Source organism: Blautia sp. AF26-2, from assembly GCF_003460955.1.
Taxonomy (GTDB): domain Bacteria; phylum Bacillota; class Clostridia; order Lachnospirales; family Lachnospiraceae; genus Fusicatenibacter; species Fusicatenibacter saccharivorans.
The window spans coordinates 217,194-243,011 of sequence record NZ_QTWD01000001.1; the positions used below are offsets into that span (position 1 = coordinate 217,194).

Consider the following 25,818-nt stretch of genomic DNA (forward strand, 5'->3'; position numbering starts at 1 on the left):
TCTGGAATGGCGTCAGGGGAGCTGACAAGGCTCTCGTTTATGCCGTTTGGAGCAAGCGTAATTGAGTAAAAAGTATATGGAAAAAATTGAGTTACTGGAAGACAGAATGACAAAAGCATCACAGATGTGATGTAGTACTGGAATAAAGTGAAAATGGGAAGGATAAAACAAAAGAGATGGAGTTAGGAAATTTTCAGAAACCGGTAGAGTCAGATGAAATCCGAAAAATGGCATCAGACATCACCGGAGAATCGGTAAAAGCAGTTTCCCGCATCTGCGAGCAGTGGGGCGAGGCGGAAGATGAAGTGCGGGAGTATGATGTGTATGTGATCGAGACAGATGCAGGAAAATATACACTGAAGAAAACCGGTAGCAAAGAAGCGCAGATTTATGCGCAGTATCTGTCAAAAGGAGAGTTTCACGTACCGCAGTATGTCGGCATGCGGCAGGCAGAGGATGCGGACTGGATCTGCATGAAGTATGTAGAAGGAAACGACATGCGGGATATGACGGACGAGACAACAGAAAAAGCGGCAGAAACCTTAAGTAAAATTCAGTCGTATTTCTGGACGCCGTCGATGGACAAAGCGCCGGAAAATGAAGTGGAGCAGAGATTTGTCGAATACTGGAAACGCGTTCTGCGCCGAGCATCGTCCGTAGCGGATGATCCAATTCTGCGGAAAGCGTATCAGATGTTCCTGGACCGCCAGCTGACTTGTCCATGTACGATGTCAAACGGTGATTTCCTGCAGTGGAATGTGATCTATGACGGCGAAAATGTTGTCATGATTGACTGGGGAGTTGGTGGAATGATGCCGTATTCTCTGGACATTGCAAGATTCCTGGCACATGCGACCGAGACACGGAGTACTTTCCCGTTCTACATGAACGATGCACAGAAAGAGCTGTTTCTGGATCGGATGTATGAAGCGTTAAAGACAAAGATTTCACGCGAACAGTTCAATCTGGATGTGAAGCTGGCCACGCTGAATGAGTATATCGAGTTTGTGGAAGCAGAAGAGGACGAAGACGGCTGGTATCTGGAGCATGCACAGGCGCTGGCAGAGGAACTTCTCAATTTGTAAAAAAACGGATTGCATTTATCTGTAAGTTGTCCTATAATAGGGAACAGAAAATAAAAAGAAAGAGCACCATTGGTGTAAAGGTGAGGGAATGTTTCTGCGATAATCGACTTTAAGAAAAACACAAAGAACGGGCAGCCTGGAAAACAGGCCTGTTTTTCGTGTACGCTTAAAGACGAGAATCGCTGAATCATCTCCCTTTTTTATGAGAATAGAACAGGGATATTTTTTTGCGGGTCTGTTTTGCGTACGCAGGACAGGCTCGTTTTGCGTAAAAAAGTAGAAAAGAGGCTGCCGGAGCAAAGGGGGCTTCTGTATGATGCAGATAAAAAAATTAACACTGACACATAAAAAAGATCTGCGAGTGATTCTCGAAGATTTTCAGCTTGTACTGAATGACGGTGATAAGGCCGTTATCATTGGAGAGGAGGGAAACGGAAAATCGACGCTGCTGAAGTGGATGTACGATCCCGCACTGACGGAAGATTACATCGAATCCACAGGCGAGCGCATCATCGGAAAGGAGCGGCTTGGATATCTGCCGCAGGAACTTCCGGAGGCGGAGAAAACGAAGACGGTGTATGAGTATTTCTATGAAAAAGAAAAGTTCTGGGATCAGACACCGAAGGATCTGGCGGTGCTGGCAAGAAAATTTGGTCTGACGGAAGAATTTTTCTATCGGGATCAGCAGATGAGTGAGCTTTCCGGCGGCGAGAAGGTGAAAGCGCAGATGATGCGTCTTCTCATGGAGGATGTCACGGTCCTTCTGCTGGATGAGCCGTCAAATGATATTGATCTTGCGACACTGGAACTTCTGGAGAAACTGATCCGCGAATGGGAGCATATTGTTGTTTTTATTTCGCACGATGAAACGCTGATTGAAAACACGGCAAATATGGTCATTCATATTGAACAGATTGTGCGGAAGACAAAATCGAGATACACGGTTGCGAAACTTCCCTATCGGACGTATGTAGAGGAGCGCCTGCAGAACTTCGAGCGCCAGGAACAGAAGGCGCAGAGTGACAGGAGAGAGAAAGCGCTGCGCGATGAGAAATACCGAAAGGTATACCAGAGCGTGCAGAACGCCTTGAACAACTGTTCCCGTCAGGCACCGTCCGTGGCGAAAAATCTGAAGGACAAAATGCATACCGTAAAGGCGATGAACCGCAGATTTGAAAAAGAAGATGCCCGTATGACAGAAATGCCGGAGCAGGAGGAAGCGATTTACTTCCAGCTTGGAGGAGCAGAGGCAGCCATGCCCGCCGGGAAAACGGTCATCGAATATCAGCTTCCGAAACTGGAAACGCCGGATGGGGAGCGGGTTCTGGCGGAAAATATCACCTTAAAGATAAGAGGACCGGAAAAAATATGCATTGTCGGCCCGAACGGGGCAGGTAAAACGACACTGCTGAAAAAGATTGCGGCAGAGCTGAAAGAACGGGAGGATCTCCGCGTAGATTATATGCCGCAGAATTATGAGGATCAGCTGGATCTTTCCATGACGCCGGTCGATTTTCTGGATTCCACCGGGGAGAAGAGTGAGAGGACGAAGATTCGGACGTATCTCGGATCGCTGAAGTACACGGCAGACGAGATGGATCACCCCATCCGCGAACTGTCCGGCGGCCAGAAGGCAAAAGTATTGCTTCTGAAAATGAGCCTTGGCAATGCCAATGTGCTGATTCTGGATGAACCAACCCGAAACTTTTCACCCTTATCGGGACCGGTCATAAGAAAAATGCTCCGCGAATTTCCAGGCGCCATCATCAGCATTTCGCATGACAGGAAGTATATCGGAGAGGTGTGCGGGAAGGAGTATCTGCTGGAAAAAGACGGACTCAGACTGATCAGAGAAGAAAAATAAAAATATTCGATAACGAAAAATACGACGGTGGCTGGCCGTCGTATTTTTCCGTAGAGAGATTATGTTTGTCTTAAGAGAAGGTTTCGCAGCAGATTCTGTTCCGGTGAAGTCGGGAAAAATGTTAATTTTATATTGAATTAGGTCGGGAAAAATGTTAAATTAGAGTAAGAATAACCAGGGAAAAATGTGAAATAATAAAAAAGAGAAATGGAGGAAGATCAGCATGCGTCGATTTGCAATGGATAAACTATTAGACTGGAAGAAAAAAAGTAACAGAAAACCACTGATTTTAATGGGAGCCCGGCAGGTTGGTAAAACGTGGTTAATGAAAGAATTTGGTAAGACATATTATGAAAAAACCGCCTACATTTCTTTTTACAATAATCAGAGAATGCAGGCGGTTTTCGATACGGATTTCGATATAAAACGTATTATTATGAACCTCAATATTGAATCAGGCGTAACGATCACCCCAGAGAATACATTGATTGTTCTGGATGAAATTCAAAATGCACCGAAAGCGTTGGAATCTTTGAAATATTTTTGCGAAGAAGCACTGGAATATCATGTAATAGCAGCAGGTTCACTTCTTGGCGTGGCGCTTCATGAGGGAATATCCTATCCGGTGGGAAAAGTAGATTTACTGGATTTATATCCATTCAATTTTAGAGAATTCCTGTGCGCTATGGACGAAGAAGGGCTGGAAAGTGCATTGGAAACAAAGGATTACAATTTAATTGACAATTTTGCGGATAAATATTTGTTCTGGCTGAAAAATTATTATTATACAGGCGGCATGCCAGCAGTTGTAGATGCATTTCGCTTGAATAAAGATTATGCAGAAGTACGACAGATACAGAGTGATATTGTACGGCAGTATGAGGGTGATTTTGGAAAGCATATTGAAGCAAAAGTTCTCCCAAGAATACGAATGGTATGGGATTCTATTCCGATGCAGCTGGCGAAGGAGAATAAAAAATTTTTCTTTGGACAGATAAAGAAAGGAGCCAGAAGCAGCGAATTTGAAATAGCAATTCAGTGGCTTCTGGATTGTGGATTAGTATATAAAGTCAACCGGGTAAATGAGCCTCATATGCCGCTGAAGGCGTATAAAAATATGAATGCATATAAATTATTCGTACTGGATGTAGGACTGCTCGGAGCAATGAGTGAACTGCCAGCAGAATCCATATTGGAGGGTAACGATATTTTTGTTGAATTTAAAGGCGCGCTTACAGAACAGTACGTTCTGCAGCAGTTGATTTCAGATACCCCTTATACGCCATATTATTATGGAAATGAAAAAGCAACTTTCGAGCAGGATTTTCTGATTCAGAAGGCAAAGAGTATTGTGCCGATTGAAGTAAAGGCGGAACAGAACATTCGATCCCATAGTCTTAAAACATATTGCGAAAAATTCCAGCCGGAAGAAGCAGTTCGATTTTCAACATTGAAGTATAAAGAGCAGGAGCGGATGGTAAATATACCATTATACGCTGTTTGCAACTTATAAATTAAAACAGCTATAAATCCCACGAAAGAAGGTGATCCCCATGCCATTTAAAATCATCCGAAACGACATCACAAAAGTTCATGCCGATGCGATCGTCAACACAGCCAACCCTTAGCCAATTTACGTGAAAACGTATCAGAGGGGCGGTTACTTTAATCAAAGCCAGACGTTCCACCCGTTTTACCAGCCGGAGAAGATCAAAAAGGAAGAACTGGACAAAATTCTCGAAGCCGACAGCATCGCTGATGACAGCACAATCCAGAATGCTTTTTACGATGCCCCGACAGTTGTCTATCTGTTTGCACCGTATACCTACCCAAACGACGCACAGGACTGCTGCGTTGCAAAATCATTTACGATCAGGCAGAATAAACCGAAAAATCCCGGGGAAATATGTGAACTTCCGGGGTTCATTTTGGATGGAAATATTCTTGCAATTTTACAGCGCAGTTATTATAATAAAGACAAGTTCTGCGGTAAACTCATTTTTCGCAGAAAACGCCAGAAGCGGAGGCTGACGTTCAAAAAACAAAAAAGGAGCGTAAGAGAAATGGCAAAAATTTTAATTAGCCCTTCTAAATATTTACAGGGCGCAGGGGAAATGAAAAACATCGGAACATATGCGGCAAAATGTGGAAAGAAAGCACTGGTTCTGATCAGCCAGGGAGGCTACAGACGGATCGGAGCAATGATCGAAGAAAGCTTTGCGGGAAGCGACTGCGACGTTGTTTTTGATTATTTCAACGGCGAGTGCTGTGAGAGTGAGATCAACCGTCTGGTTGCTATCGTGAAAGAAAAAGGCTGTGATCTGGTTATCGGTGTCGGCGGAGGCAAAATTTTTGATACCGCAAAAGCAGTTGCCTACTACGCAGAAACACCAGTATTCATCTGCCCGACCATTGCATCGACCGATGCACCGTGCAGCGCACTGTCTGTTGTATACACAGAAGAGGGTGTATTCGAGAAATACCTCTTCCTTCCGGCAAACCCGAACCTGGTTCTGATGGATACCGACATCATCGTAAAATCTCCAGTCCGCCTGACCGTAGCCGGAATGGGTGATGCACTTGCCACCTATTTTGAAGCAAGAGCCTGCCAGAGAAGCGGAGCTACTTCCTGCGCCGGTGGAAAAACAACCGAGGCAGCGATGGCACTCGCGAAACTCTGCTTTGACACTCTGATGGAAGAAGGCGTAAAAGCCAAAATCGCTCTTGAAGCCGGCGTATGCACCCCGGCAGTCGAGAAAGTCATCGAGGCCAACACCCTCCTTTCCGGAATCGGTTTTGAAAGCGCAGGCCTCGCAGGAGCCCACGCCATCCACAACGGCTTCACCGTACTCGAGGAATGCCATCACATGTACCACGGTGAAAAAGTAGCCTTCGGAACCCTGACTCAGCTCGTCCTGGAAAACGTACCGCTTGATGAACTCGAAGACATCATCTTATGGTGCATCGAAGTCGGTCTCCCAGTCACCTTGGCTGAACTCGGTGCCGGAAACGTAACCGACGACCAGCTCATGGAAGTAGCCAAAACCGCATGCGCAGAGAACGACACCCTTCACAACATGCCATTCGAAGTAACCCCGGAGACCGTCTTCGCCGCCATCAAAGCAGCCGACGCCTACGGCAGATACTATCTCGACGAAGAAGAATAACCCGTATGAAAAAAGATCTCCTGCCAACCTCAGGAGATCTTTTTTTATACTCAAATTTAATCAACACAAAAATAGAAGTTCCCAACTCCCTTCCTATATGTTAAAATAAACTCATCCTATTTCACAAAAAAAACATAAACCCATGCTAAAGTAAAATGGTAAAAATATCAGAAGTAAAAACACAACGAGATCAGGAAAAAGCACGAGCGGGCGGGCAGCCGGGCGTTTTCCGTCCGTCATATAAAGGAGACAAAACTCATGGAAAAATTAAAAATCCTAGTAGTAGACGACGAAAGCCGCATGCGCAAACTCGTCAAAGATTTCTTAGTAAAAGCCGGATACGACGTCATCGAAGCCGGTGACGGCGAACAGGCCGTAGACACCTTCTACGTCCAGAAAGACATCGCCCTCATCATCCTCGACGTCATGATGCCCAAAATGGACGGCTGGCAGGTCTGCCGCGAAATCCGCCAGAACTCCAAAGTCCCGATCATCATGCTCACCGCCAAAAGCGAAGAACGCGATGAACTCCTCGGCTTTGACCTCGGCGTAGACGAATACATCTCAAAACCATTCTCCCCGAAAATCCTCGTCGCCCGCGTCGAAGCCATCCTGCGCCGCAGCGGCAAAACCGGCGAAGACGACGTATTAGAAGCCGGCGGCATCCGCATCGACAAAGCCGCCCACATGGCATCCATCGACGGAAAACCAATGGAGTTAAGCTATAAAGAATTCGAACTCCTCACCTACTTCCTCGAAAACCAGGGAATCGCCCTCTCCAGAGAAAAAATCCTGAACAACGTCTGGAACTACGACTACTACGGCGACGCCCGCACCATCGACACCCACGTCAAAAAACTTCGCAGCAAAATGGGCGACAAAGGCGATTTAATCAAGACCATCTGGGGCATGGGCTATAAATTCGAGGCGGACGAATCATGAACGGAACAGAAAAACAAAATGAGACTTCCATAGAGATGTCTGCAGAAGATTCCCGTGTGACAATGGGAAACCAGACGGAGAAAAAGCACCGGTTTCACTTGAAAATGCCACAAAAGGGAAGAAAACACTCCGTCAAAAAACGAATTGCCTACACTTTTATTGCGACCATGGTAGCTACCCTGCTTATCATCGGCCTGATCAATTACTTCTTTCTCGGGTCCTTTTATATCCGGGATAAAGAACACATTCTGGCAGAGAGCTTTCAGAAACTGAATGCGACAGGCGGAGACAGCGACAATATCCCTGATACCTTCGAGCAGTTCTGCGCTACCAACAACCTGAAAGTCATTATTACCGGACCGGAGCTCAGCAGCTTCGTCTATTCCAACGCAACCGACCGCCAGAGCCTCCAGACCCTGATCTTCGGCCTGATCAGCGGAAACGAGCAGGCAAATACCAAAGTCGTTGACAGCAAAGACAACTATCAGATCCAGAAATTCTACGACAGCCACGCCGATGCCGAGTATCTGCAGATCATCGGCTGGTTTGACAATGGAAATTGCTACTTTGCAAGATGCCCGCTGGAGAGCATCACGGATGCGGTCGGCCTTTCCAACCAGTTTTACCTCTTTATCGGCATTCCGATCATCATCATCGGTGCCATTGTGATCTGGATCATCACCCGCCAGATCGTCCGTCCGGTGCAGGAGCTGACCGAAATTTCGAAAAAAATGGCAGCCCTTGACTTCGATGCCCGCTACGTGAGCGGCGGAAAAGACGAGATCGGCGAGCTTGGAAACAACTTCAATGTCATGTCCGAACAGCTTGAGCAGGCGATTTCCGAGCTGAAAAGTGCGAACGTTGAGCTGCAGAAAGATATTGACAAAAAAACGCAGATTGATGAAATGCGCCGCGAGTTCCTCTCAAATGTCACACATGAGCTGAAAACCCCGATCGCTCTGATTCAGGGTTATGCGGAAGGCCTGAAAGACAACATCAACGACGATGAGGAAAGCCGCGAGTTCTACTGTGATGTCATCATCGACGAGGCGGCAAAGATGAACGAGATGGTCAAAAAACTCCTGAACCTGAACCAACTCGAGTTCGGTGAGGATCAGGTCAATATGGAACGGTTCGATCTGAACGCCGTGATCATAGGTGTGCTGCAGTCCTCCGACATCCTGATCCGCCAGAAAGAGGCAAAAGTGCTCTTTACCGGCGGCGACCCGCTCTATGTCTGGGGCGATGAATTCAAAGTCGAGGAGGTTATCACCAACTATCTGACGAATGCCCTCAACCATCTGGACTACGACCACACGATTGAGATCACCTGCAAAAAAGAAGGGAATGTCGTAAAGACAACCGTTTTCAATACCGGGGACCCGATCCCGGAGGAGGATCTCGACAAGGTATGGGTGAAATTCTTCAAGGTGGACAAAGCGAGAACAAGGGAATACGGCGGAAGCGGCATCGGCCTTTCCATCGTAAAAGCCATTATGGATTCCTTCCAGCAGCAGTGCGGCTGCCAGAATTACGACAACGGTGTGGCATTCTGGTTCACACTGGAGGCAGATGGAAAAACGGAAGAAGCATGATTGCAAAAAGCGTGCCAGAAAAAGGAAATACAGCCTTTTCCTGGTGCGCTTTTCTTGCATAAAGGAAAAAGATGGTGTAGAATAATAGCACAAACGGTCGAAAAGAGAGGGAGAGAAGAGATGGCGGATTCCAACAGTACAAAGAGTGCGCTTGCAGATGCAATGAAAAAATTGATGGTACGCAAGTCTTTTGCAAAAATCAGTATTTCAGATCTCTGCGAGGAATGCGGTCTGAACCGGAAAAGCTTTTATTATCATTTTAAAGATAAATACGATCTGGTAAACTGGATCTTTTATGTGGACTTTCTGACAAACATGGGCGGAAAGAACTTTGAGAATGAATGGGATGTGCTGGTGGCGGTCTGCAATATTTTCTATCAGAATAAAGCATTTTACCAGAGTGCCCTGAGGATCGAAGGGCAGAACAGTTTTAAGGATTACTTTTACGAGATGCTCGAGCCGGTCATGGCGTTTTTTGTACAGGATCTCTTTCAGGTACAGAATCAGAAACTGTTTGTAACGTTCTTCTGTGATGCCTTCCTGACCGCGGTTCTGCGCTGGTTTTCCATGGAAAGCGAGCTGGAACCGGAAACGTTTGTCGAAGAACTGAAAGAAGTGATATATAGATCATCAGAAAAAATAGCAGCCAAAGCGGAACCAAAGAAATAAAATTCCGCTTTGGCTGTACTTTTATGCATCTGCGAGCAGTTCACGGTAAAATATATTCCGAAGAGACAACTCTTCAAAGGAAACGGTGGGCGTATCGAGTGTGCGGGCCATGTGATCCGGCAGAAGCAGCAGATACGCCGGATGGGCGGTGATAATCTGCTCAATTTTGCGGGAGTCTTCCTGCACTTCGATCGGGAAGAATGGCTGTATGGGGGTGAAGCGGTACTGTTGAACAACATCGGAAACAGCCCGGATACTTTCTTTTGAGCACGAATCATCTGCGACCAGAAAGAAAAAGACACTCTGTTCCATCTGGGAATACAGGTGGTCAAAAGAGAGCAGATAAGCGGCAGCATCTGCATCCTGATAGACTTTGTGCATACCGAACAGCGTTTTCTGATGGCGCAGGGCTTTTGCCATGGAAGCCGTTGAGGGGGCATCAATTGGAAGAGAAACCATCAGGTTCGGGCAGGATAAAAGCAGTTTCTGCTGTTTTTCGGTAAGCGGCGTATCGGAAAGAAACCAGAGAAACGCGCATTCCGGATGCGACTGGATGACGGCAAGGTAGGATTCCATATCCTCATGATGATCCATGGAGCGGAGCTGATAAGAGTAGATGCCGTATGTCAGACCGGTTCTGACCACGGATGCAAAAAACGAGGAATCATAAGTGTCCGGGATGCGGCTGTCGAGACGGAGCTTGACAACCCAGGGAACAGCAAAGGAAAGTTCTTTCTGCTTCTGGCGCAGAATCTGCGCACCGTAGGTAAAACTGTTGTAGCCGATGTTGATGCCGAACTGACGAAGCGCTTCCGGATCGTTGCTGCGCAGCAGAAAGTCGATCGCCTGATAATACGGGCTTTCATCGTTGCGCAGAAGATCCTGAAAAATGGCAAAAATCTGATTCTGAAAGCGGCCGCGGGAAAATTGGCGGCCAAGATCGCAGAGCTTGCGGACGCTGCGTTTCGGATCTGCGTCCATCTCCACCATCGCGCGTGCAACTGTTGTGTCGATCAGTGCGCGGGTGATGTCCTGTGAATTCATAATGTGTTCCTCCGATCAAGTAAAATAAGCTGTTTTTATCATAGCAAAAAGAACACGGTAAAAACAGGGACAAAGAACAGGAATTGTCTAAAAACTCCATTCCTTAAGGAAAATTTACCAGATCTTCAGAAGAAATTTCTTTTTCTTTTGTGGAAAAAGTGGTAAAATAAAGTTAGATGGTACAAACTATCGATTCTGCCGCGCCAAAAACGCGGCGGAACCATCCGAAACAATTCCAGAAAAATAGGAAAAACGAAATGGTTTTCGAACATGGAAGATAAAAGGAGGCGTTTTGCATGAAATTTGATATGCACTGCCACACAAAAGAGGGTTCGATGGATGGAAAAGTCATGATTGAGGAGTACATCCGAACACTGAAACGAAAAGGATTTGGAGGAATGTTGGTATCCGACCACGATTCCTATGACGGATACCGCGAGTGGAAGAATGCCATCAAGGGAAGAGCACACCAGGATTTTGTGGTATTAAAAGGTGTTGAGTACGATACGTGCGACTGCGGCCACATTCTTGTGATTATGCCGTTCGGCGTAAAATTAAAAATTCTGGAGCTGCGCGGCCTGCCGGGATCGATCCTTGTCAAGATCGTCCATGCGTACGGCGGAATTTTAGGACCGGCGCATCCGTACGGCGAAAAATTTATGAGCATGATCAGCACGAATGAACGGAAGAAAAAGTATCAGCAGCGGATTGCCCAGCTTCTCCCGCAGTTCGATTTTGTTGAAATTTTCAATGCGTGTGAGAGCGCGGAGACGAACGCAAAAGCGAAACGGCTGGCGGAGAAATTCAATAAGCCCGGCTTTGGCGGAAGCGATGCGCACCGGCTGGACTGCATCGGAAAAGCGTATACCGAGCTGCCGGATACTATCAGAAGTGAGGATGATCTGATCGCCTACGTAAAAACGTGCCCGCAGATCGAATGCGGCGGCGAACATTACAACGGAACGACGAAAGACCGGATCGGCCGCCTGAACATGGTGCTTGTGGATTCGTTCTATTTCTACAACAAACTTGCAAATGGCTGGCGCTGGCGGAAGCGGAGACGTGAGCTGTTTGATATCATAGAGAAAAAACTCTGATGAATGCCTGGCAAAAAAGCGTGCCGGAAACGTTTCGTTCGGCACGCTTTTTCCTGCCCTGTATTTGAATCGAAAAAGAGAGGAAACATACGTATGCTTGCAATATTTCTTGCGCCGGTCTACATACTGGCAAATGTATTTACCGCCTACTGGCTGCTGCGGTGGATGAAGGAGGTGCATCCTTTGTTCCGCCATCCGGCCGTGCTGGGTGTCATTTTGGTGCTGTATGCATTTTTTGCACTTTCCCTGCTGACGAGCTTTCTGATCAAAAGAGATCCCGTTCACCGGATTTTAAAGGTCATCAGCAACTGCTGGCTTGGCATGTATCTGTATTTTCTTGGCTTCACCGCGATTCTGGTGCTGCTGCGCTTCATTTTTGCGCATACGGCACTGACGAAAACTTGGCTGTATTCTCCGATGGGATTGAAAGCGGTCGGCCTTGGCGCGATCCTTTTTGTGACGGGAATGTGCATCTACGGAATGGTGCATGCAGTCCATATTTACACGACACGATATGAGGTTCCATCGAAAAAGGATGCACATCTGAAAATTGCGCTCGTCGCAGATCTTCATCTGGGGTACAGCATCGGCAGTCATCAGATGGAAGAGATGGTGGAAAAAATCAATGCTGAGGAGCCGGATGTCGTTGTGATTGCCGGGGATATTTTTGATAATGAGTACGATGCCATCTATGAGCCGGACCGCGTGGCGGATCTTCTGGCGGGCTTAAAGAGCCGGTACGGCACGTACGCCTGCTACGGCAACCACGATCTCGATGAGAAGATTCTCGCGGGCTTTACGTTTGAGACGAAGGAGGAGCGCATCGCCGACCGCCGGTTCGGTGAGTTTCTGGACCGCGCGAAGATTCATCTGCTGGAGGATGATGTGGTCTGTATCGATGATGCCTTTTATCTGGCGGGCCGAAAAGATCCCGACCGGATCCGCAAAACGCAGGAGACACGCGACACGCCGTCCGAACTACTTACCGGACTGGACCAGTCGCTTCCAGTTTTTGTGATTGACCACCAGCCGTCGGAGCTGACCGAGCTGGCAGAGGCAGGCGCAGACCTTGATCTTGGCGGCCATACGCACGACGGACAGCTCTTCCCAGGCAATATCCTTACCGGCCTGATGTGGGAGAATGCCTGCGGGATGAAGAAAGTCGGAGACATGTACAGCATCGTCACATCCGGCGTGGGTCTCTGGGGACCGCCGATGCGGATCGGGACGAAAGCGGAAGTGGTGATCATCGATTACGGAAAATAAGGGTTGACAAAACCGGAACGCAGAATTATAATACAACAAAACTACGAAACAGAGGTTATCAACGATGAACGAGATGCACAGCGTACAGATGCACAGGGACGACGATTGATAGCGCTTGTATCAAAGTGAAGACTACTATACTTCACAGGTACAGGCGCTGATTGTGTTGTACCTGTGTGGAAGATAAGGCAAAGGGAAACCACACCGGGAGAAAAAGAAATACCCCGTGTGGTTTTTCTTTGCCATTTTTTATCCATGCGGGAATGACTTGAAATTTACATCAGAGAAGGGTTGTGATCGTATGGGACATACAGATTATGTCCATATGGATTTTCTGCTGATTTTGCGGCGATAAAGAAAAATCAGAACAGAAAGGCAGAAAAGACTATGAAGACAGAAATGAATACCGTAAAAGTAAGAAAAACAGAGGAACTCGAAGCAGAGCAGTTAGGAGCACACATCGGCGAAATCGTGCGGCTGCATGGAAGCATTTACAAAATCCGAAAAATGAGCTCATTTGCATTTGTGCTGCTTCGGACGAAACGGCAGATGGTGCAGTGCGTGTACGAGCCGGCGTATGCCCGGTTTGCATTGGAGGAATTAAAAGAAGAGGCGTGTGTCCGGTTTACCGCGGAGGTGATCCGTGAAGAGCGTTCCAGAAGCGGGTATGACCTGCATCTGTTAGACGTGGAAATCCTCTCCGAGCCGGAAGAAGTACCGCCGGTTGTCATCAACCAGAAGCGGGTCAACACTTCCATCGAGAACCTGCTGGACTACCGGCCCATCACGCTGCGAAATGAAAAAGAGCGCGCGGTTTTCCAGACTCAGGCCAGGATCTGTCAGGCGTTCCGCGAATTTCTGGATGGACAGCACTTCACCGAAATCCACACACCGAAGCTCGTAGCAGCGGGAGCCGAGGGCGGAGCTAATATCTTCTCCCTGTCGTATTTCGGCGAACAGGCATATCTGGCGCAGAGCCCGCAGTTTTACAAGCAGATGATGGTCGGCGTCTTCGAGCGTGTCTACGAGATCGCACCGGTCTTCCGGGCGGAGAAGCACGACACGGCGCGTCATCTGAACGAATATACAAGCGTGGACTTTGAGATGGGCTATATCGAGAATTTTGAGGACATCATGGCGATGGAGCAGGAAATGCTGCGGTACACATTTGGACGGCTGCAGGAGACATGCGGAGCGGAGCTTTCGCTTTTAAAAGCAGAGGTGCCGGTGATCACGGAGATTCCGAGAATCCGTTTTTCCGAGGCGAAAGAGCTGGTGAGCCGCGTATACAAAAGAGCCTTTTCGGAGAAACTGGACTTTGAACCGGAGGAGGAAAAACTGCTGTGCGAATACGTGAAGAAAACGACAGGCAGTGACTTCGTATTTGTGACACATTATCCAAGCGCCAAGCGCCCGTTCTACGCGATGGACAGCAGAGAAAATCCGGCAGAGACGGAAAGCTTTGACCTTCTGTTCCGCGGCCTTGAGGTGACGACCGGCGGCCAGCGCATCCACAATTACCGGGAGCAGGTGGAAAAGCTCGAAAGCCGCGGCATGCATGTTGAAGCGTTTGAGAGCTATCTAATGATGCACCGCTGCGGCATGCCCCCGCACGGCGGCCTCGGTCTTGGGCTGGAGCGGTTTACGGCACGGCTTCTCGGATTTGAAAATGTGCGGAACGCATCCCTGTTTCCAAGAGACATTCACCGTCTGATTCCGTAAACCAGAAGAGTGTAAAAAACTCCGGCGAAGCCGTGGCGCAGATCCACGGGCTTAGCCGGAGTTTCATAAGATTTCCCTCCCTTTTGAAAGATAGCGTAACCGTTTGGATATTTCTGTTATACATCAGGGGAGTGAAAATGACAAATTGTTTATTGCAGATAGGATTGCTGTATAAAAGTCAGAATTTTTGCAGAAATGAGCCTTGTAAAGCGTCCGAAAATAGGCTATACTAAACAAGGTTTGGCTGCCGGCAGAATCTGGCAGTATCGGCAAATATTGGAAAAAAGAAAGACGGGAGTTTCCCGGTTTGAGGATAGGAAAATATGAAATTATATGACATTTCCGGAGAGCAGTTTTCCGCAATGGACGCGCCGCGTCATCTGATGACGGAGGAAGGAACGGCGCAGACGACGCTCGACCGGTCACTTGGCATCTGTCAGGTGGCGGAGCTTGAGGGAAAAGTGACAAGAGAAGTGCTCGAGGAGGTCATGGAAGAAGACTGTGAACGTCTCCTGATCCGCGGCGATGCGCAGATTACACGCGATGGGGCAGATTACCTGGCAGAGAAAAAACTGGTGCTACTCGGTGTGGAGCAGGAAACCGTCGGAAATGAGACATCAGGGAATGATGTTCATCAGCAGCTGCTGAAAAAAGGCACGGTGATTGTTGAAAATCTGAATCTGGAGAAAGTGACCTCTGGTCATTATTTTCTCGTGGCTGCGCCGATCCAAAAGAAACACCAATACGGCGGCCCGATCCGTGCGGTTCTGATCGAAAATTAGGAAATGCCCTGTGTGAATCCGAAAATGCAATGTGAAACATAACAGAAAGAGAAAAACAGGAAAAAGTGTTCCCTCGTGGGACACTTTTTTTGATATGTCCAAAACGAGGAAATTTTGGGTTGTATTTTCCAAATATGGAGAATATAATGGGAAAAAGCCAGGATGTGGTATTCAAAACCAGATCAATTCCGGGCGAAAATATTAAACTATTACAAAGGAGATCGTGAACAATGGATGCAAAAATGAAAGTAGAAAGAGCCGCTGCAGGCGCTGCGATCGATGGTGTTTTAAAATATGTGAACCACGGAGATGACAGAACAAAAGCACTGCTGAATCTGACGGATTTTGTACAGAAATTTACCGGAAATATGTTTGCGGAGAAAACGTTCGACAATATCCGCACCATGCTGCAGAATCCGGACAACAAATGGGTACAGTATGTCAACCGCGGACTGGACGAGCTGGATCCGCAGGTGATCAAAATGACTGCTTTGAACCTGGGATTCCAGGCAGCTTTCGTCGGAACGAAACAGATCCGTATGAACCGTGAAAAATACAACTGCAACATCCCATGGACGATGCTGATGGACCCGACAAGTGCCTGTAACCTGCACTGCACCGGATGCTGGGCAGCAGAATACGGCCACAAGCTGAATCTTTCCTATGAGAAACTTTCTGATATCATAAGCCAGGGAAAAGAGCTGGGAACCTACTTCTACATGTTCACCGGCGGCGAACCGCTTGTGCGCAAAAAAGACATCCTGCGTCTGGCAGAAGAGCATCATGACTGTGAATTCCACTGCTTCACCAATGGAACCCTGATCGACGAGGAGTTCTGTGAGGCGGTTCAGAAGCTCGGCAATATCTCCTTCTCCCTGTCTCTGGAAGGCTTCGAGGAGGTCAACGACGGACGCCGCGGCGAGGGTATTTTCGATAAAGTTCTGGCAGCCATGGATCTGATGAAAAAACACGGTCTGCTTTTTGGTACTTCCATCTGCTACACAAGAGCAAACCTCGAGACCGTTACAAGTGACGAGTTCCTGGATCTTTTGATCGAGCACGGATGCCGTTACAGCTGGTATTTCCACTTCATGCCGGTCGGCATGGACGCTGCACCGGAGCTGATGCCGACGGTTGAGCAGAGAAAATATATCTATCACAGACTGCGTGAGATCCGTTCCGATAAGAGTGACAAACAGATCTTTGTTATGGACTTCCAGAACGACGGTGAGTTTGTCGGAGGCTGTATCGCAGGAGGAAGAAACTACTGCCATATCAATGCAAACGGCGATGTGGAGCCGTGTGTTTTCATCCATTACTCCGGCGCCAACATCAACGAAGTTTCCCTGATCGAAGCACTGCAGCAGCCGCTGTTCCAGGCATACCGCGATGGACAGCCGTTCAACCGCAACCACCTGCGTCCATGTCCGATGCTCGAAAATCCGGAACTGCTGCGTGAGATGGTAGAGAAGACCGGCGCGAAGTCAACCGACCTGCAGTCTCCGGAGAGCGCAGAGCATCTGTGCGGAAAATGTGATCTGTATGCTGCTGAGTGGAAAAAAGCCGCAGACGAGCTGTGGGCAGAGAATCCGCATCACAAACAGAGATATGAGAACTATAAGAAAGAGAACCTGGACGAGGAGGCAAAAGCTTCCACAGAGGAGATTCTTTCCGGAATCCGCGGATAATGCGATGCATGAACTGAATCAATGACAGAAATAAGACGCCGGGAAACGGGATAAAGCCTGTTTTCCGGTGTCTTTATGTTTCAATCCAATTCAATCTAAGTCCGACAGGTCTTGCAGAAAAAAGGCAGATCCCGTATACTGGTAGAAGCAAAAAGATATTTTAACGACAGAGAGGATTAAAAAATAGAAGATGAATGATTCATTTTTACAGGAACAGGGCGTAAGCGGGGCGTTAATTGAGAGTGTGCGGAAATTCCGCGAGAGCTATCCGGTGGCGGAGGGCTTAGAGAACCGCATGAGCACGCCGGAAATCCCGTTTTTCGGAAAAGAGATTCTGGAGATGGCAATTGCCGCGCTGCTGCAGGGCGAAAATCTGCTGCTGACCGGCGAGAAGGCAACGGGAAAAAACGTGCTGGCAGAGACACTGGCGTATGTTTTCGGAAGACCGACGTACAACGTTTCCTTCCATGTAAACACAGGAAGCGCCGAGCTGATCGGAACCGATACGTTCCAGAACCAGGAGGTCACACTCCGGAAAGGCAGCATTTACCGCTGTGCAGAGGAAGGCGGTTTTGGCATTCTCGATGAGATCAACATGGCGAAAAACGATGCGGTCAGTGTTCTTCATGCCGCACTCGACTACCGCCGCATCATCGATGTGCCGGGCTACGATAAAATTCCGCTTCACCCGGCGGCGCGGATGATCGGAACGATGAATTACGGCTATGCGGGAACGAGGGAGCTGAATGAAGCGCTGGTGTCCCGCTTTCTGGTGATTGACATGCCGCCGCTTACAGAAGAGACACTGTTTTATTTGATGCAGTCAAAATTCCCGGATCTGAAACCGGCGGCACGCGAAGCGCTGGCCGGCCTTTACCTCGATCTGCAGAAAAAGGCAAAACAGGCGGAAATCACCACGCGCGCGCTCGACCTCCGCGGTCTGTTCGGAGCGATCGGCACGATGCGCCAGGGGCTGTCCCCGTATCTTGCGGTGCAGATCGGCATTGTCAATAAATGCTTTGACCTGTTTGAAAAAGAGATCGTGCGGGATGTCGTGCGCACGCGGATTCCGGAAGAGTGGACGCCGCAGGATATTTTTTAGAGGAAATACGTATGGTGACAGAGGAAACATTAAAAACGCATGAGATGGAGCTGGAAAGCCGGATCCGCAATCTCGTCTGGACTGTCAGCGGCGACTACACGCTGAAGCTGAACCCGGATGTGGAGCGGTATGCGAAGGAGCCGGATACGGTACTGTACGACACAATCCGCCAGGGCGCCTTTTCGTGTTACTTTGATCGGGAAGCCTACAGCCTGTATCTGGTGAAGAAGGTTTACAGCGGCGCAGCGGAGGGAGAACTGATGATGCTCGCCCAGCTGGTGACGGAGGAGGCCGTATCGAAGCGGCTCGAAAGCGAGCGCCCCGGTGTCAAGGGCTTTCGAAGGAGAGCAGCGGAGGAAATACTGGACCACTCGTTTGAATCTTTATCCAAAAATGAGACAGGCCGCCTGAAACTGGAGTATCTGCGCGGAAGAAGAGAAGAGGACGAGGGGAAAAGCCCTTCATACTCGGGAAAAACGAGGGAGTGGATGGAGCTGCTGAAGCACGCACCCGAAACAGCGGATACAATGGAACTGATCCGGGTGACGGACGAGCTGTACAATAAGGTTGTCGATCCCGCATTTGTGAAAAAGCACGGTGATCTTGCCTCGGTTCTTGCGGTAACGATCGAGGAGCTCACCGAGTATTCCTGGAAGGATTTCCTTTCGGAAGAGCTGTATGAGGACGGGCTCGAGACATATCTGGAGCGAGTTTCGCTTGATATGACAAATTTCACATCAAAAGAGGCGGAAGAGAAGAAAGAAAAAACAGCGGGAAGCGATACCAAAAAGGTCGTTGTCGGCGATGAGAAAGCGCTGGCACGGATGTATCAGTACATTCAGCGCAATTACGGAAAAACGTGGCTCTCGGAGAGTGAGGAGAAAAGCCGGAATTACCAGCTCTGCCGCGGCATCCACAGCGACTGCAGCCTCTATTACACGGAGGGTGTGCTGAAAAATCCGGTCGGAAAGTATTATCAGCTCTCCTACGCGCAGAAGCAGAAGGATAAAAACCTTCATGCCTATTACGACCAGCACCGCGCGGTGCGGCAGAACATTTCGCTGCTGTATCAGGAACTGAAAAAAGCGATGCTGCTGCAGGAGGATCAGTCGTTTGCGGATGCAGACCACGGAATTTTACAGCCCGCGCGGATGTGGAAGGTGGGACGGAGCCAGAATGCGGATCTGTTCCGGCTGGAGCAGCGGCGGAATTCGCTGGATTTTGTCGTGGATATTCTCGTAGATGCGAGCGGTTCCCAGCGGCCGCGCCAGGAGAATGTGACACTGCAGACGTACATTCTGGCGGAGACCTTAAGCCGCCTGCACATCCCGTTCCGCGTGATGAGCTTCTGTACGTTCTGGGATTACACGATCCTGCACCGGATGCGCGATTACGACGATCCGCGGGAGAAGAACAGCAATATTTTTGAGTATATCACATCCTCAAACAACCGCGACGGGCTTGCTGTCAAGGCGGCGGGGATGGATCTTTTAAAACGCCAGGAGGACCGGAAGCTGCTGATCCTCTTAAGCGACGGAAAGCCGTACGATGTGCTGGTGAACCGGCCGAATGCGAGAAATCCAAAGCCGTACCGGGATGACTATGCACTGCATGACACGGCAACTGAGGTGCGGCGCCTCAGGCAGCAGGGTGTCTCGGTGCTTGGGGTCTTTGTAGGCGAGGAGACGGAACTTATGGCGGAGCAGAAGATTTTCGGCAAGGATTTCGCGTATGCGCGCGATATCCGCAACTTTTCCCATATGGTGGGAAGCTATTTAAGAAGAAAAATCGAAGAATAAACGAGCGGAATGCTCCGGGCGGAAAGTGAAAAACTTTTATCCGGAGCATTTTTTTCGATTTTTTTACGCAAATAGGTTGACATTTCCCACAAAACCTCCTAGAATGTTCTATAGCGAACTGTTTAATATGAAACAGTCATCTATAGAACAGTTGCTTATAGAACAGTCCTTATTCAAACAGTTTTATAACGAACAGATGGGGACGGCAGCAAAGGGGAAAGGAGGAAAAAAGCAGCGTGTGTTGTAAAAAAAGAAAAATCGGCCACGAACTGCGGACGCTGGACAATATGATGTCACGGAACCTGATGGCAGCCGCCAGAGAGCGGGGGGTCGATGAACTGACCGCCATGCACGGGTGGATTTTGGGCTATCTGTGCAGGAACGAGCACAAAGATATTTTCCAGAAAGATATTGAAGCGGAATTTAAGATCTGCCGCTCTACCGTGACCAACATTTTAAAGCTCATGGAGAAAAAGGGCTACATCAAACGGGAGTCCGTTCCCTATGACGCGCGGCTGAAAAAACTGGTGCTGACCGATACCGGAAGAGAGCTTCACGAGAAGACGAAAGATATGATCGATATGCTGGAAGAACAGACGGTTGCGGGAATTTCAAAAGAAGATCTTGACACTTTCTACCGTGTCATCGATCAGGTCAAAAACAACGTAAAAAATATGTTAGGAGAGACATCATGTTAAAAACACTTGGAGCACAGGTAAAAGAGTTTAAAAAAGCCTCCATTGCCACTCCGATTTTCATGATTCTGGAGGTTATCATGGAGATGATCATTCCTCTTATGATGGCATCCATTATCGATAACGGTGTAGAAAAAGGCGATCTCCATCACATTTACGTGGTGGGAGCATTCATGGTAGTGGCAGCAGCCATCGGTCTGTTTGCAGGTATCATGGGCGGAAAATATGGAGCAAAGGCATCTGCCGGATTTGCAAAAAATCTGCGTCAGGCCATGTTTGAAAATATCCAGGAATATTCTTTTTCCAATATTGACAAATTCAGTACAGCAGGTCTTGTCACCCGTCTGACCACAGATGTGACGAATCTGCAGAATGCATATCAGATGATCCTTCGTATGTGCATGCGTGCACCGGCGAGTATGATCATTGCAATGATTATGTCGTTTTACATCAATGCACGCCTTGCGAGCATTTATCTGGTGGCCGTTATTCTTCTTGGAACGTGTCTGTTTCTGATCATGCGGTCTGCAACCAAATATTTCGAGCAGGCATTTCCAAAATATGATGAATTAAATGCGAGTGTGCAGGAAAACGTATCCGCAATCCGTGTGGTAAAAGCGTATGTGCGCGAAGATTATGAGACAGGAAAATTTCACAAAGCGTCCGAAAATATTTATAAAATTTTCTGTAAAGCAGAAGAAAATCTTTCCTTTAATGCACCGCTGATGCAGCTGACCGTGTACAGCTGTATTCTTCTGATCAGCTGGCTCGGCGCCAAAATGATTGTCGGAAGCAGTCTTTCGACCGGAGAACTGATGAGCCTTCTGACCTATTGCATGAACATTCTGATGAGCCTTATGATGCTTTCCATGGTATTCGTTATGATCACAATGAGCCTTGCAAGTGCGCGCCGTATTTCAGAAGTCCTGAATGAGAAGAGTGATCTCGATAATCCGGAGAATCCGGACTTTTCGATTCCGGATGGAAGCATTACCTTCGATCATGTCTATTTCAACTACAAAAAAGGAGCCGGCGAGCCGGTTCTTTCGGATATCAATCTTTCCATCCAATCGGGTGAGACAATCGGTATTATCGGTGGAACCGGAAGTGCGAAAACAAGTCTTGTCAACCTGATCAGCCGTCTGTATGATGTAACAGATGGATCCGTTAAGGTCGGCGGAAAGGATGTCCGCTCCTACGATATGGAAACGCTGCGAAATGAAGTAGCCGTTGTTTTACAGAAAAATGTGCTGTTTTCCGGTACTATTCTCGACAACCTCCGATGGGGTGATAAAAATGCTTCGGAAGAAGAGTGCAAGCGTGTCTGCCGTCTTGCCTGCGCCGATGAATTTATCGACCGGATGCCGGAGGGCTACAACACCTACATCGAGCAGGGCGGATCCAACGTATCCGGCGGCCAGAAACAGCGCCTCTGTATCGCAAGAGCACTGCTGAAGAAACCAAAGGTGCTGATTCTGGATGACAGTACAAGTGCTGTCGATACCGCAACCGATGCAAAAATCCGGAAGGCATTCCTGACCGAGATTCCTGAAACGACAAAGCTGATCATTGCACAGCGTATTTCCAGTGTGCAGGACGCAGACCGCATCATTGTCATGGAGAACGGAAAAGTAAATGGTTTTGGAAGCCATGAGGAATTACTGAAAACCAATGAAATTTACCGCGAAGTATATGAGTCTCAGACCGGTGGCGGCGGAGACTTTGACGAAAAGAGAGGTGAGTAAGGAATGGCAGAGAGAGTACAGCAGGTAAAGGGGCCGGGAGCAAGACCTCCAAGAGGGGTGAAACCGCAGGTCAAGAACCCAATGAAGATCTTTACCCGAATTATGAAATATGTATTAAAGGATTATACGGTACACTGCATCGCTGTTGTCATTGCGATTTTTGTCAACGTCCTGGCAAATGTACAGGGAACGATGTTTATGAAAACGCTGATTGACGGCTATATTACGCCGATGCTGACCCAGCCGGATCCGGATTTTGGCCCGCTGCTCCACGCAATTTTGCGGGTGGCCGGATTTTACGGAATCGGTATTGTGGCTGCGTTCGTTCAGAACCGTACCATGATTTATGTATCCCAGGGAACCCTGCGGAATCTGAGAAATGATCTGTTCGGCAATATGGAAAAGCTGCCGATTAAATATTTTGATACCCATGCGCACGGCGACATCATGTCGATTTATACAAATGATATTGATACCCTGCGTCAGATGATCAGTCAGAGTATCCCGCAGATCATCAACAGTGCAATCACGATTGTCAGTGTCTTTGTCAGTATGCTGATTCTGAACATCCCGCTGACGATTACAACGCTGGTTATGGTATCTATCATGCTGGGAGTGACAAAAAAGGTGGCCGGATTTTCCGGAAATTTCTTTGTAAAACAGCAGAGGGATCTTGGTAAAGTCAACGGCTTTATCGAAGAGATGATGGATGGCCAGAAGGTTGTCAAGGTATTCTGTCATGAAGAGGAGAATATCGAAAAATTCAAAGAAATTAATAACAATCTGTATGAGAGTGCTTACAATGCCAATGCGTTTGCAAATGTTATCGGACCGATCAATGCACAGCTTGGAAATATGAGCTATGTTGTCTGTGCAATTGTCGGCGGTGCACTTGCCCTTGGCAGCGTCGGTGGCTTTACGCTCGGTGGTCTAGCAAGCTTTCTGACCTTCAACAAGAGTTTTAACATGCCGATCAACCAGGTCAGCCAGCAGCTGAACGCAATTGTTATGGCACTTGCAGGAGCGGAACGTATTTTCCGACTGATGGATGAAGAGCCGGAGCTGGATGAGGGGTATGTAACGCTTGCCAATGCGAAGGAAGAAAACGGAAAACTCACCGAGACGAAAGAGCGTACCGGAAAATGGGCATGGAAGCATACGCACCAGGCAGATGGATCTGTGGATTACCGCGAGCTGCAGGGCCGTGTGGTATTCGAACATGTTGATTTCGGCTACAATCAGGATAAAATTGTTTTGCACGATGTATCGCTGTTTGCAGAGCCGGGTCAGAAGATCGCGTTTGTCGGTTCTACCGGAGCCGGAAAGACAACCATTACCAATCTGATCAACCGCTTCTATGATATTCAGAAAGGTAAGATCCGTTACGATGAGATCAACATTGGAAAGATCAAAAAAGATGACCTGAGAAGATCGCTTGGCATTGTTTTGCAGGATACACATCTGTTTACGGGAACGGTAAGAGAAAATATTGCCTTCGGAAAGCTCGATGCGACGGAGGATGAGGTTGTAGCAGCAGCAAAACTGGCGAATGCGCACGGATTCATTATGCGTCTGCCGCAGGGCTATGACACAATGCTGACCGGAGACGGTGCGAATCTGTCCCAGGGTCAGCGGCAGCTTCTTGCGATCGCGCGTGCAGCCATTGCAGATCCGCCGGTACTGATTCTCGATGAGGCGACAAGCTCCATCGATACCCGTACCGAGCGCATTGTTCAGGATGGTATGGATAAGCTGATGAGTGGAAGAACAACCTTTGTTATCGCACATCGTCTGTCCACCGTACGAAACGCCGATTGTATCATGGTTCTTGAGCAGGGACAAATTATTGAGCGCGGTACCCATGATCAACTGATGGAACAGAAAGGAAAATATTACCAGCTGTATACCGGAAATCAGGTTTCCGCATAGCAGAAAAAACGGAAAAAGTAAGTCCCGCACGACAGAAAATAAAAATCTGTCTGTGCGGGATTTTTTTGCGAAGCAGCGGCTGGTTTTATGTGCGAGTAGCGAAGCGGATTGCGAATATCCGCTTCGAAATGATGATTGCGAGTGATACAGTAAGTTCCCACAGGTTTTTGGGTCTTGAAAAAGACAGCGGGATTTTATAAAATAGAAGAAGCGTTTGAATATATGCAAAGGAGAAAAACTATGGAATACCTGAATACAGCGCAGGAGCTGCTCGATTTTATCATGCGGTGCAAAAGCCCGTTTCATGTGGTAAAAGAAGCCGGCGATCTGCTGAACGAAAATGGATATACAAAACTGGAGGAGACAAAAGAATGGAGTCTCGTTCCGGGCGGAAAATATTATGTGACGAGAAATGAATCCTCGGTGATTGCGTTCCAGATCCCGGAGAGCGCATTTTCCAGCTACCAGATCATCGCAAGCCACAGCGACTGTCCGACGTTTAAAGTAAAGGGAGAGGACCCATTCGTGACGGATGGTCATTATACCCGCCTGAACGTGGAGGGCTACGGCGGAATGATCCGTTCCCCATGGTTTGACCGTCCGCTTTCCCTGGCGGGCCGCATGGTGGTACGTGACGGAAACAGCGTGAAATCCGTGCTGGTTGATGCCGGACGAGATCTGGTGACGATCCCGAATCTGCCGATTCATCTGAATCGTGACATCAACAACGGAATCAAATACAGTGTGCAGACCGACATGCTCCCGATTCTCGGTGATGAGACAGCGAAAGATCATTTTTACGAGCTGTTTCTGCCGGATACCGCAAAAGAGGATATTCTCTCCATGGAGCTTTATCTGTATAACCGAGTGGAAGGATCCATCTGGGGTGCCAGCAGGGAGTTTTTATCCAGTGGGCGTCTGGATGACCTGCAGAGCGCGTTTGGCTCCTTAAAGGGCTTTCTTGCCGCAAAGGCAACAGGCCAGGTCAATGTCTGCGCAATCTTTGACAATGAGGAGGTAGGAAGCCTCACAAAGCAGGGTGCGGATTCTTCGTTCCTGACAGAGACACTGCAGCATATCAATGCAGCCTGTGGAAAAGACACGATTGCATATCACAGAGATCTTGCGGGAAGCTTCCTTGTTTCTGCTGACAATGCACATGCCTTCCACCCGGCGCATGCGGAGAAATACGATCCGAAGAGCCGCGTATACATGAATGGGGGCGTTGTCATTAAACAGAGCGCAAACCAGAAATATACAACGGATGCCGTTTCCGAGGCAGTAACAAAGATGCTCTGCGAGAAGGCCGGCGTACCGTGCCAGGTATTCGCAAACCACGCCGACATTCCGGGCGGAAGCACGCTTGGCGCAATTCTGAACTCTCTTGTCTCGGTGACAAGCGTGGATATCGGAATGGCTCAGCTTGCGATGCATTCCCCGTATGAGACGGCAGGCGCCAAAGATACTGCTTATCTGGTGCAGTTCGCAAAGACCTTCTATGAGACGACACTGGTGCGGACAGAGCATGGATTTTCTCTGGAAGAAAAATAAAAGTTTAAGATAGAAAAAAGCGGCCGGCGGGACTTTTGAAAAGCCTCTGCCGGCCGCTTTTTGCGTACTTGCAAAG

The 25,818-nt window shown here is 48.3% G+C and carries 19 protein-coding genes; 18 read left to right on the top strand and 1 reads right to left on the bottom strand.

Features of this window, described 5'->3' with window-relative positions:
• The first annotated feature begins 176 nt into the window (after window positions 1-176).
• From DWY63_RS01190 to DWY63_RS01225, 7 genes are all read left to right on the top strand, one after another.
• The gene (locus tag DWY63_RS01190) at window positions 177-1,085 is read left to right on the top strand and encodes a phosphotransferase (protein ID WP_117800873.1); all 909 of its coding nucleotides are present in this window, start codon (window positions 177-179) and stop codon (window positions 1,083-1,085) included.
• A gap of 313 nt (window positions 1,086-1,398) precedes the next feature.
• Window positions 1,399-2,949: an ATP-binding cassette domain-containing protein gene (locus tag DWY63_RS01195; protein WP_117509081.1), complete on the top strand. Its 1,551-nt coding sequence runs from the start codon at window positions 1,399-1,401 to the stop codon at window positions 2,947-2,949.
• A gap of 223 nt (window positions 2,950-3,172) precedes the next feature.
• Window positions 3,173-4,462, top strand: coding sequence for an ATP-binding protein (locus DWY63_RS01200; protein ID WP_117800878.1), 1,290 nt, complete (start codon window positions 3,173-3,175; stop codon window positions 4,460-4,462).
• 550 nt (window positions 4,463-5,012) lie between these two features.
• Window positions 5,013-6,116 (top strand): glycerol dehydrogenase, encoded by a 1,104-nt coding sequence (locus DWY63_RS01210; RefSeq protein ID WP_117801211.1) that lies wholly within the window; start codon window positions 5,013-5,015, stop codon window positions 6,114-6,116.
• Between the two features lie 258 nt (window positions 6,117-6,374).
• On the top strand, window positions 6,375-7,058 hold the full coding sequence (locus tag DWY63_RS01215) for a response regulator transcription factor (protein ID WP_117800882.1): 684 nt from the start codon (window positions 6,375-6,377) through the stop codon (window positions 7,056-7,058).
• The gene (locus DWY63_RS01220) at window positions 7,055-8,653 is read left to right on the top strand and encodes a sensor histidine kinase (RefSeq protein WP_243001821.1); all 1,599 of its coding nucleotides are present in this window, start codon (window positions 7,055-7,057) and stop codon (window positions 8,651-8,653) included. The genes DWY63_RS01215 and DWY63_RS01220 overlap by 4 nt, the downstream gene beginning before the upstream one ends.
• Window positions 8,654-8,773: 120 nt before the next feature.
• Window positions 8,774-9,322 carry a TetR/AcrR family transcriptional regulator C-terminal domain-containing protein gene (locus DWY63_RS01225; protein ID WP_055226495.1) on the top strand — a complete coding sequence of 183 codons (549 nt, stop codon included), beginning with the start codon at window positions 8,774-8,776 and terminating at the stop codon, window positions 9,320-9,322.
• Between the two features lie 21 nt (window positions 9,323-9,343).
• On the opposite strand, the gene DWY63_RS01230 is transcribed toward DWY63_RS01225, so the two are convergent.
• Entirely contained in the window at window positions 9,344-10,366 is a 1,023-nt protein-coding gene (locus tag DWY63_RS01230) for a hypothetical protein (protein ID WP_117509079.1), read from the bottom strand.
• A 296-nt stretch (window positions 10,367-10,662) separates the two neighbouring features.
• Here DWY63_RS01230 and DWY63_RS01235 point away from each other — a divergent pair, with 296 nt between their 5' ends.
• From DWY63_RS01235 to DWY63_RS01285, 11 genes are all read left to right on the top strand, one after another.
• The gene (locus DWY63_RS01235) at window positions 10,663-11,463 is read left to right on the top strand and encodes a PHP-associated domain-containing protein (protein ID WP_055218178.1); all 801 of its coding nucleotides are present in this window, start codon (window positions 10,663-10,665) and stop codon (window positions 11,461-11,463) included.
• Between the two features lie 93 nt (window positions 11,464-11,556).
• Window positions 11,557-12,729, top strand: coding sequence for a metallophosphoesterase (locus DWY63_RS01240; protein ID WP_022463295.1), 1,173 nt, complete (start codon window positions 11,557-11,559; stop codon window positions 12,727-12,729).
• Window positions 12,730-13,116: 387 nt separating this feature from the next.
• On the top strand, window positions 13,117-14,451 hold the full coding sequence (aspS, locus tag DWY63_RS01245; protein ID WP_330415392.1) for an aspartate--tRNA(Asn) ligase: 1,335 nt from the start codon (window positions 13,117-13,119) through the stop codon (window positions 14,449-14,451).
• Window positions 14,452-14,774: 323 nt separating this feature from the next.
• Entirely contained in the window at window positions 14,775-15,233 is a 459-nt protein-coding gene (locus DWY63_RS01250) for a hypothetical protein (RefSeq protein ID WP_117800885.1), read from the top strand.
• 230 nt (window positions 15,234-15,463) lie between these two features.
• Window positions 15,464-16,921, top strand: coding sequence for a radical SAM protein (locus DWY63_RS01255; protein ID WP_055226489.1), 1,458 nt, complete (start codon window positions 15,464-15,466; stop codon window positions 16,919-16,921).
• Between the two features lie 190 nt (window positions 16,922-17,111).
• Window positions 17,112-18,023: an AAA family ATPase gene (locus tag DWY63_RS01260; protein ID WP_117800888.1), complete on the top strand. Its 912-nt coding sequence runs from the start codon at window positions 17,112-17,114 to the stop codon at window positions 18,021-18,023.
• A gap of 11 nt (window positions 18,024-18,034) precedes the next feature.
• Entirely contained in the window at window positions 18,035-19,822 is a 1,788-nt protein-coding gene (locus DWY63_RS01265; protein ID WP_117800892.1) for a cobaltochelatase CobT-related protein, read from the top strand.
• Between the two features lie 236 nt (window positions 19,823-20,058).
• Window positions 20,059-20,520 carry a MarR family winged helix-turn-helix transcriptional regulator gene (locus tag DWY63_RS01270; RefSeq protein WP_242991099.1) on the top strand — a complete coding sequence of 154 codons (462 nt, stop codon included), beginning with the start codon at window positions 20,059-20,061 and terminating at the stop codon, window positions 20,518-20,520.
• Window positions 20,514-22,262 (top strand): ABC transporter ATP-binding protein, encoded by a 1,749-nt coding sequence (locus DWY63_RS01275; RefSeq protein ID WP_117760378.1) that lies wholly within the window; start codon window positions 20,514-20,516, stop codon window positions 22,260-22,262. Before DWY63_RS01270 ends, DWY63_RS01275 begins: the two co-directional genes overlap by 7 nt.
• A 3-nt stretch (window positions 22,263-22,265) precedes the next feature.
• Window positions 22,266-24,191 carry an ABC transporter ATP-binding protein gene (locus DWY63_RS01280; protein WP_117800895.1) on the top strand — a complete coding sequence of 642 codons (1,926 nt, stop codon included), beginning with the start codon at window positions 22,266-22,268 and terminating at the stop codon, window positions 24,189-24,191.
• A gap of 240 nt (window positions 24,192-24,431) precedes the next feature.
• A complete protein-coding gene (locus tag DWY63_RS01285; protein WP_117800898.1) occupies window positions 24,432-25,742 on the top strand; it encodes a M18 family aminopeptidase in 1,311 nt (436 codons plus the stop codon).
• The last annotated feature ends 76 nt before the right edge of the window (window positions 25,743-25,818 follow it).

Coding starts and splice junctions, on each gene's coding strand:
- DWY63_RS01190 (WP_117800873.1), top strand. CDS start 177: ATGGAGTTAGGAAATTTTCAGAAACCGGTAGAGTCAGATGAAATCCGA.
- DWY63_RS01195 (WP_117509081.1), top strand. CDS start 1,399: ATGATGCAGATAAAAAAATTAACACTGACACATAAAAAAGATCTGCGA.
- DWY63_RS01200 (WP_117800878.1), top strand. CDS start 3,173: ATGCGTCGATTTGCAATGGATAAACTATTAGACTGGAAGAAAAAAAGT.
- DWY63_RS01210 (WP_117801211.1), top strand. CDS start 5,013: ATGGCAAAAATTTTAATTAGCCCTTCTAAATATTTACAGGGCGCAGGG.
- DWY63_RS01215 (WP_117800882.1), top strand. CDS start 6,375: ATGGAAAAATTAAAAATCCTAGTAGTAGACGACGAAAGCCGCATGCGC.
- DWY63_RS01220 (WP_243001821.1), top strand. CDS start 7,055: ATGAACGGAACAGAAAAACAAAATGAGACTTCCATAGAGATGTCTGCA.
- DWY63_RS01225 (WP_055226495.1), top strand. CDS start 8,774: ATGGCGGATTCCAACAGTACAAAGAGTGCGCTTGCAGATGCAATGAAA.
- DWY63_RS01230 (WP_117509079.1), bottom strand. CDS start 10,366: ATGAATTCACAGGACATCACCCGCGCACTGATCGACACAACAGTTGCA.
- DWY63_RS01235 (WP_055218178.1), top strand. CDS start 10,663: ATGAAATTTGATATGCACTGCCACACAAAAGAGGGTTCGATGGATGGA.
- DWY63_RS01240 (WP_022463295.1), top strand. CDS start 11,557: ATGCTTGCAATATTTCTTGCGCCGGTCTACATACTGGCAAATGTATTT.
- aspS (WP_330415392.1), top strand. CDS start 13,117: ATGAAGACAGAAATGAATACCGTAAAAGTAAGAAAAACAGAGGAACTC.
- DWY63_RS01250 (WP_117800885.1), top strand. CDS start 14,775: ATGAAATTATATGACATTTCCGGAGAGCAGTTTTCCGCAATGGACGCG.
- DWY63_RS01255 (WP_055226489.1), top strand. CDS start 15,464: ATGGATGCAAAAATGAAAGTAGAAAGAGCCGCTGCAGGCGCTGCGATC.
- DWY63_RS01260 (WP_117800888.1), top strand. CDS start 17,112: ATGAATGATTCATTTTTACAGGAACAGGGCGTAAGCGGGGCGTTAATT.
- DWY63_RS01265 (WP_117800892.1), top strand. CDS start 18,035: ATGGTGACAGAGGAAACATTAAAAACGCATGAGATGGAGCTGGAAAGC.
- DWY63_RS01275 (WP_117760378.1), top strand. CDS start 20,514: ATGTTAAAAACACTTGGAGCACAGGTAAAAGAGTTTAAAAAAGCCTCC.
- DWY63_RS01280 (WP_117800895.1), top strand. CDS start 22,266: ATGGCAGAGAGAGTACAGCAGGTAAAGGGGCCGGGAGCAAGACCTCCA.
- DWY63_RS01285 (WP_117800898.1), top strand. CDS start 24,432: ATGGAATACCTGAATACAGCGCAGGAGCTGCTCGATTTTATCATGCGG.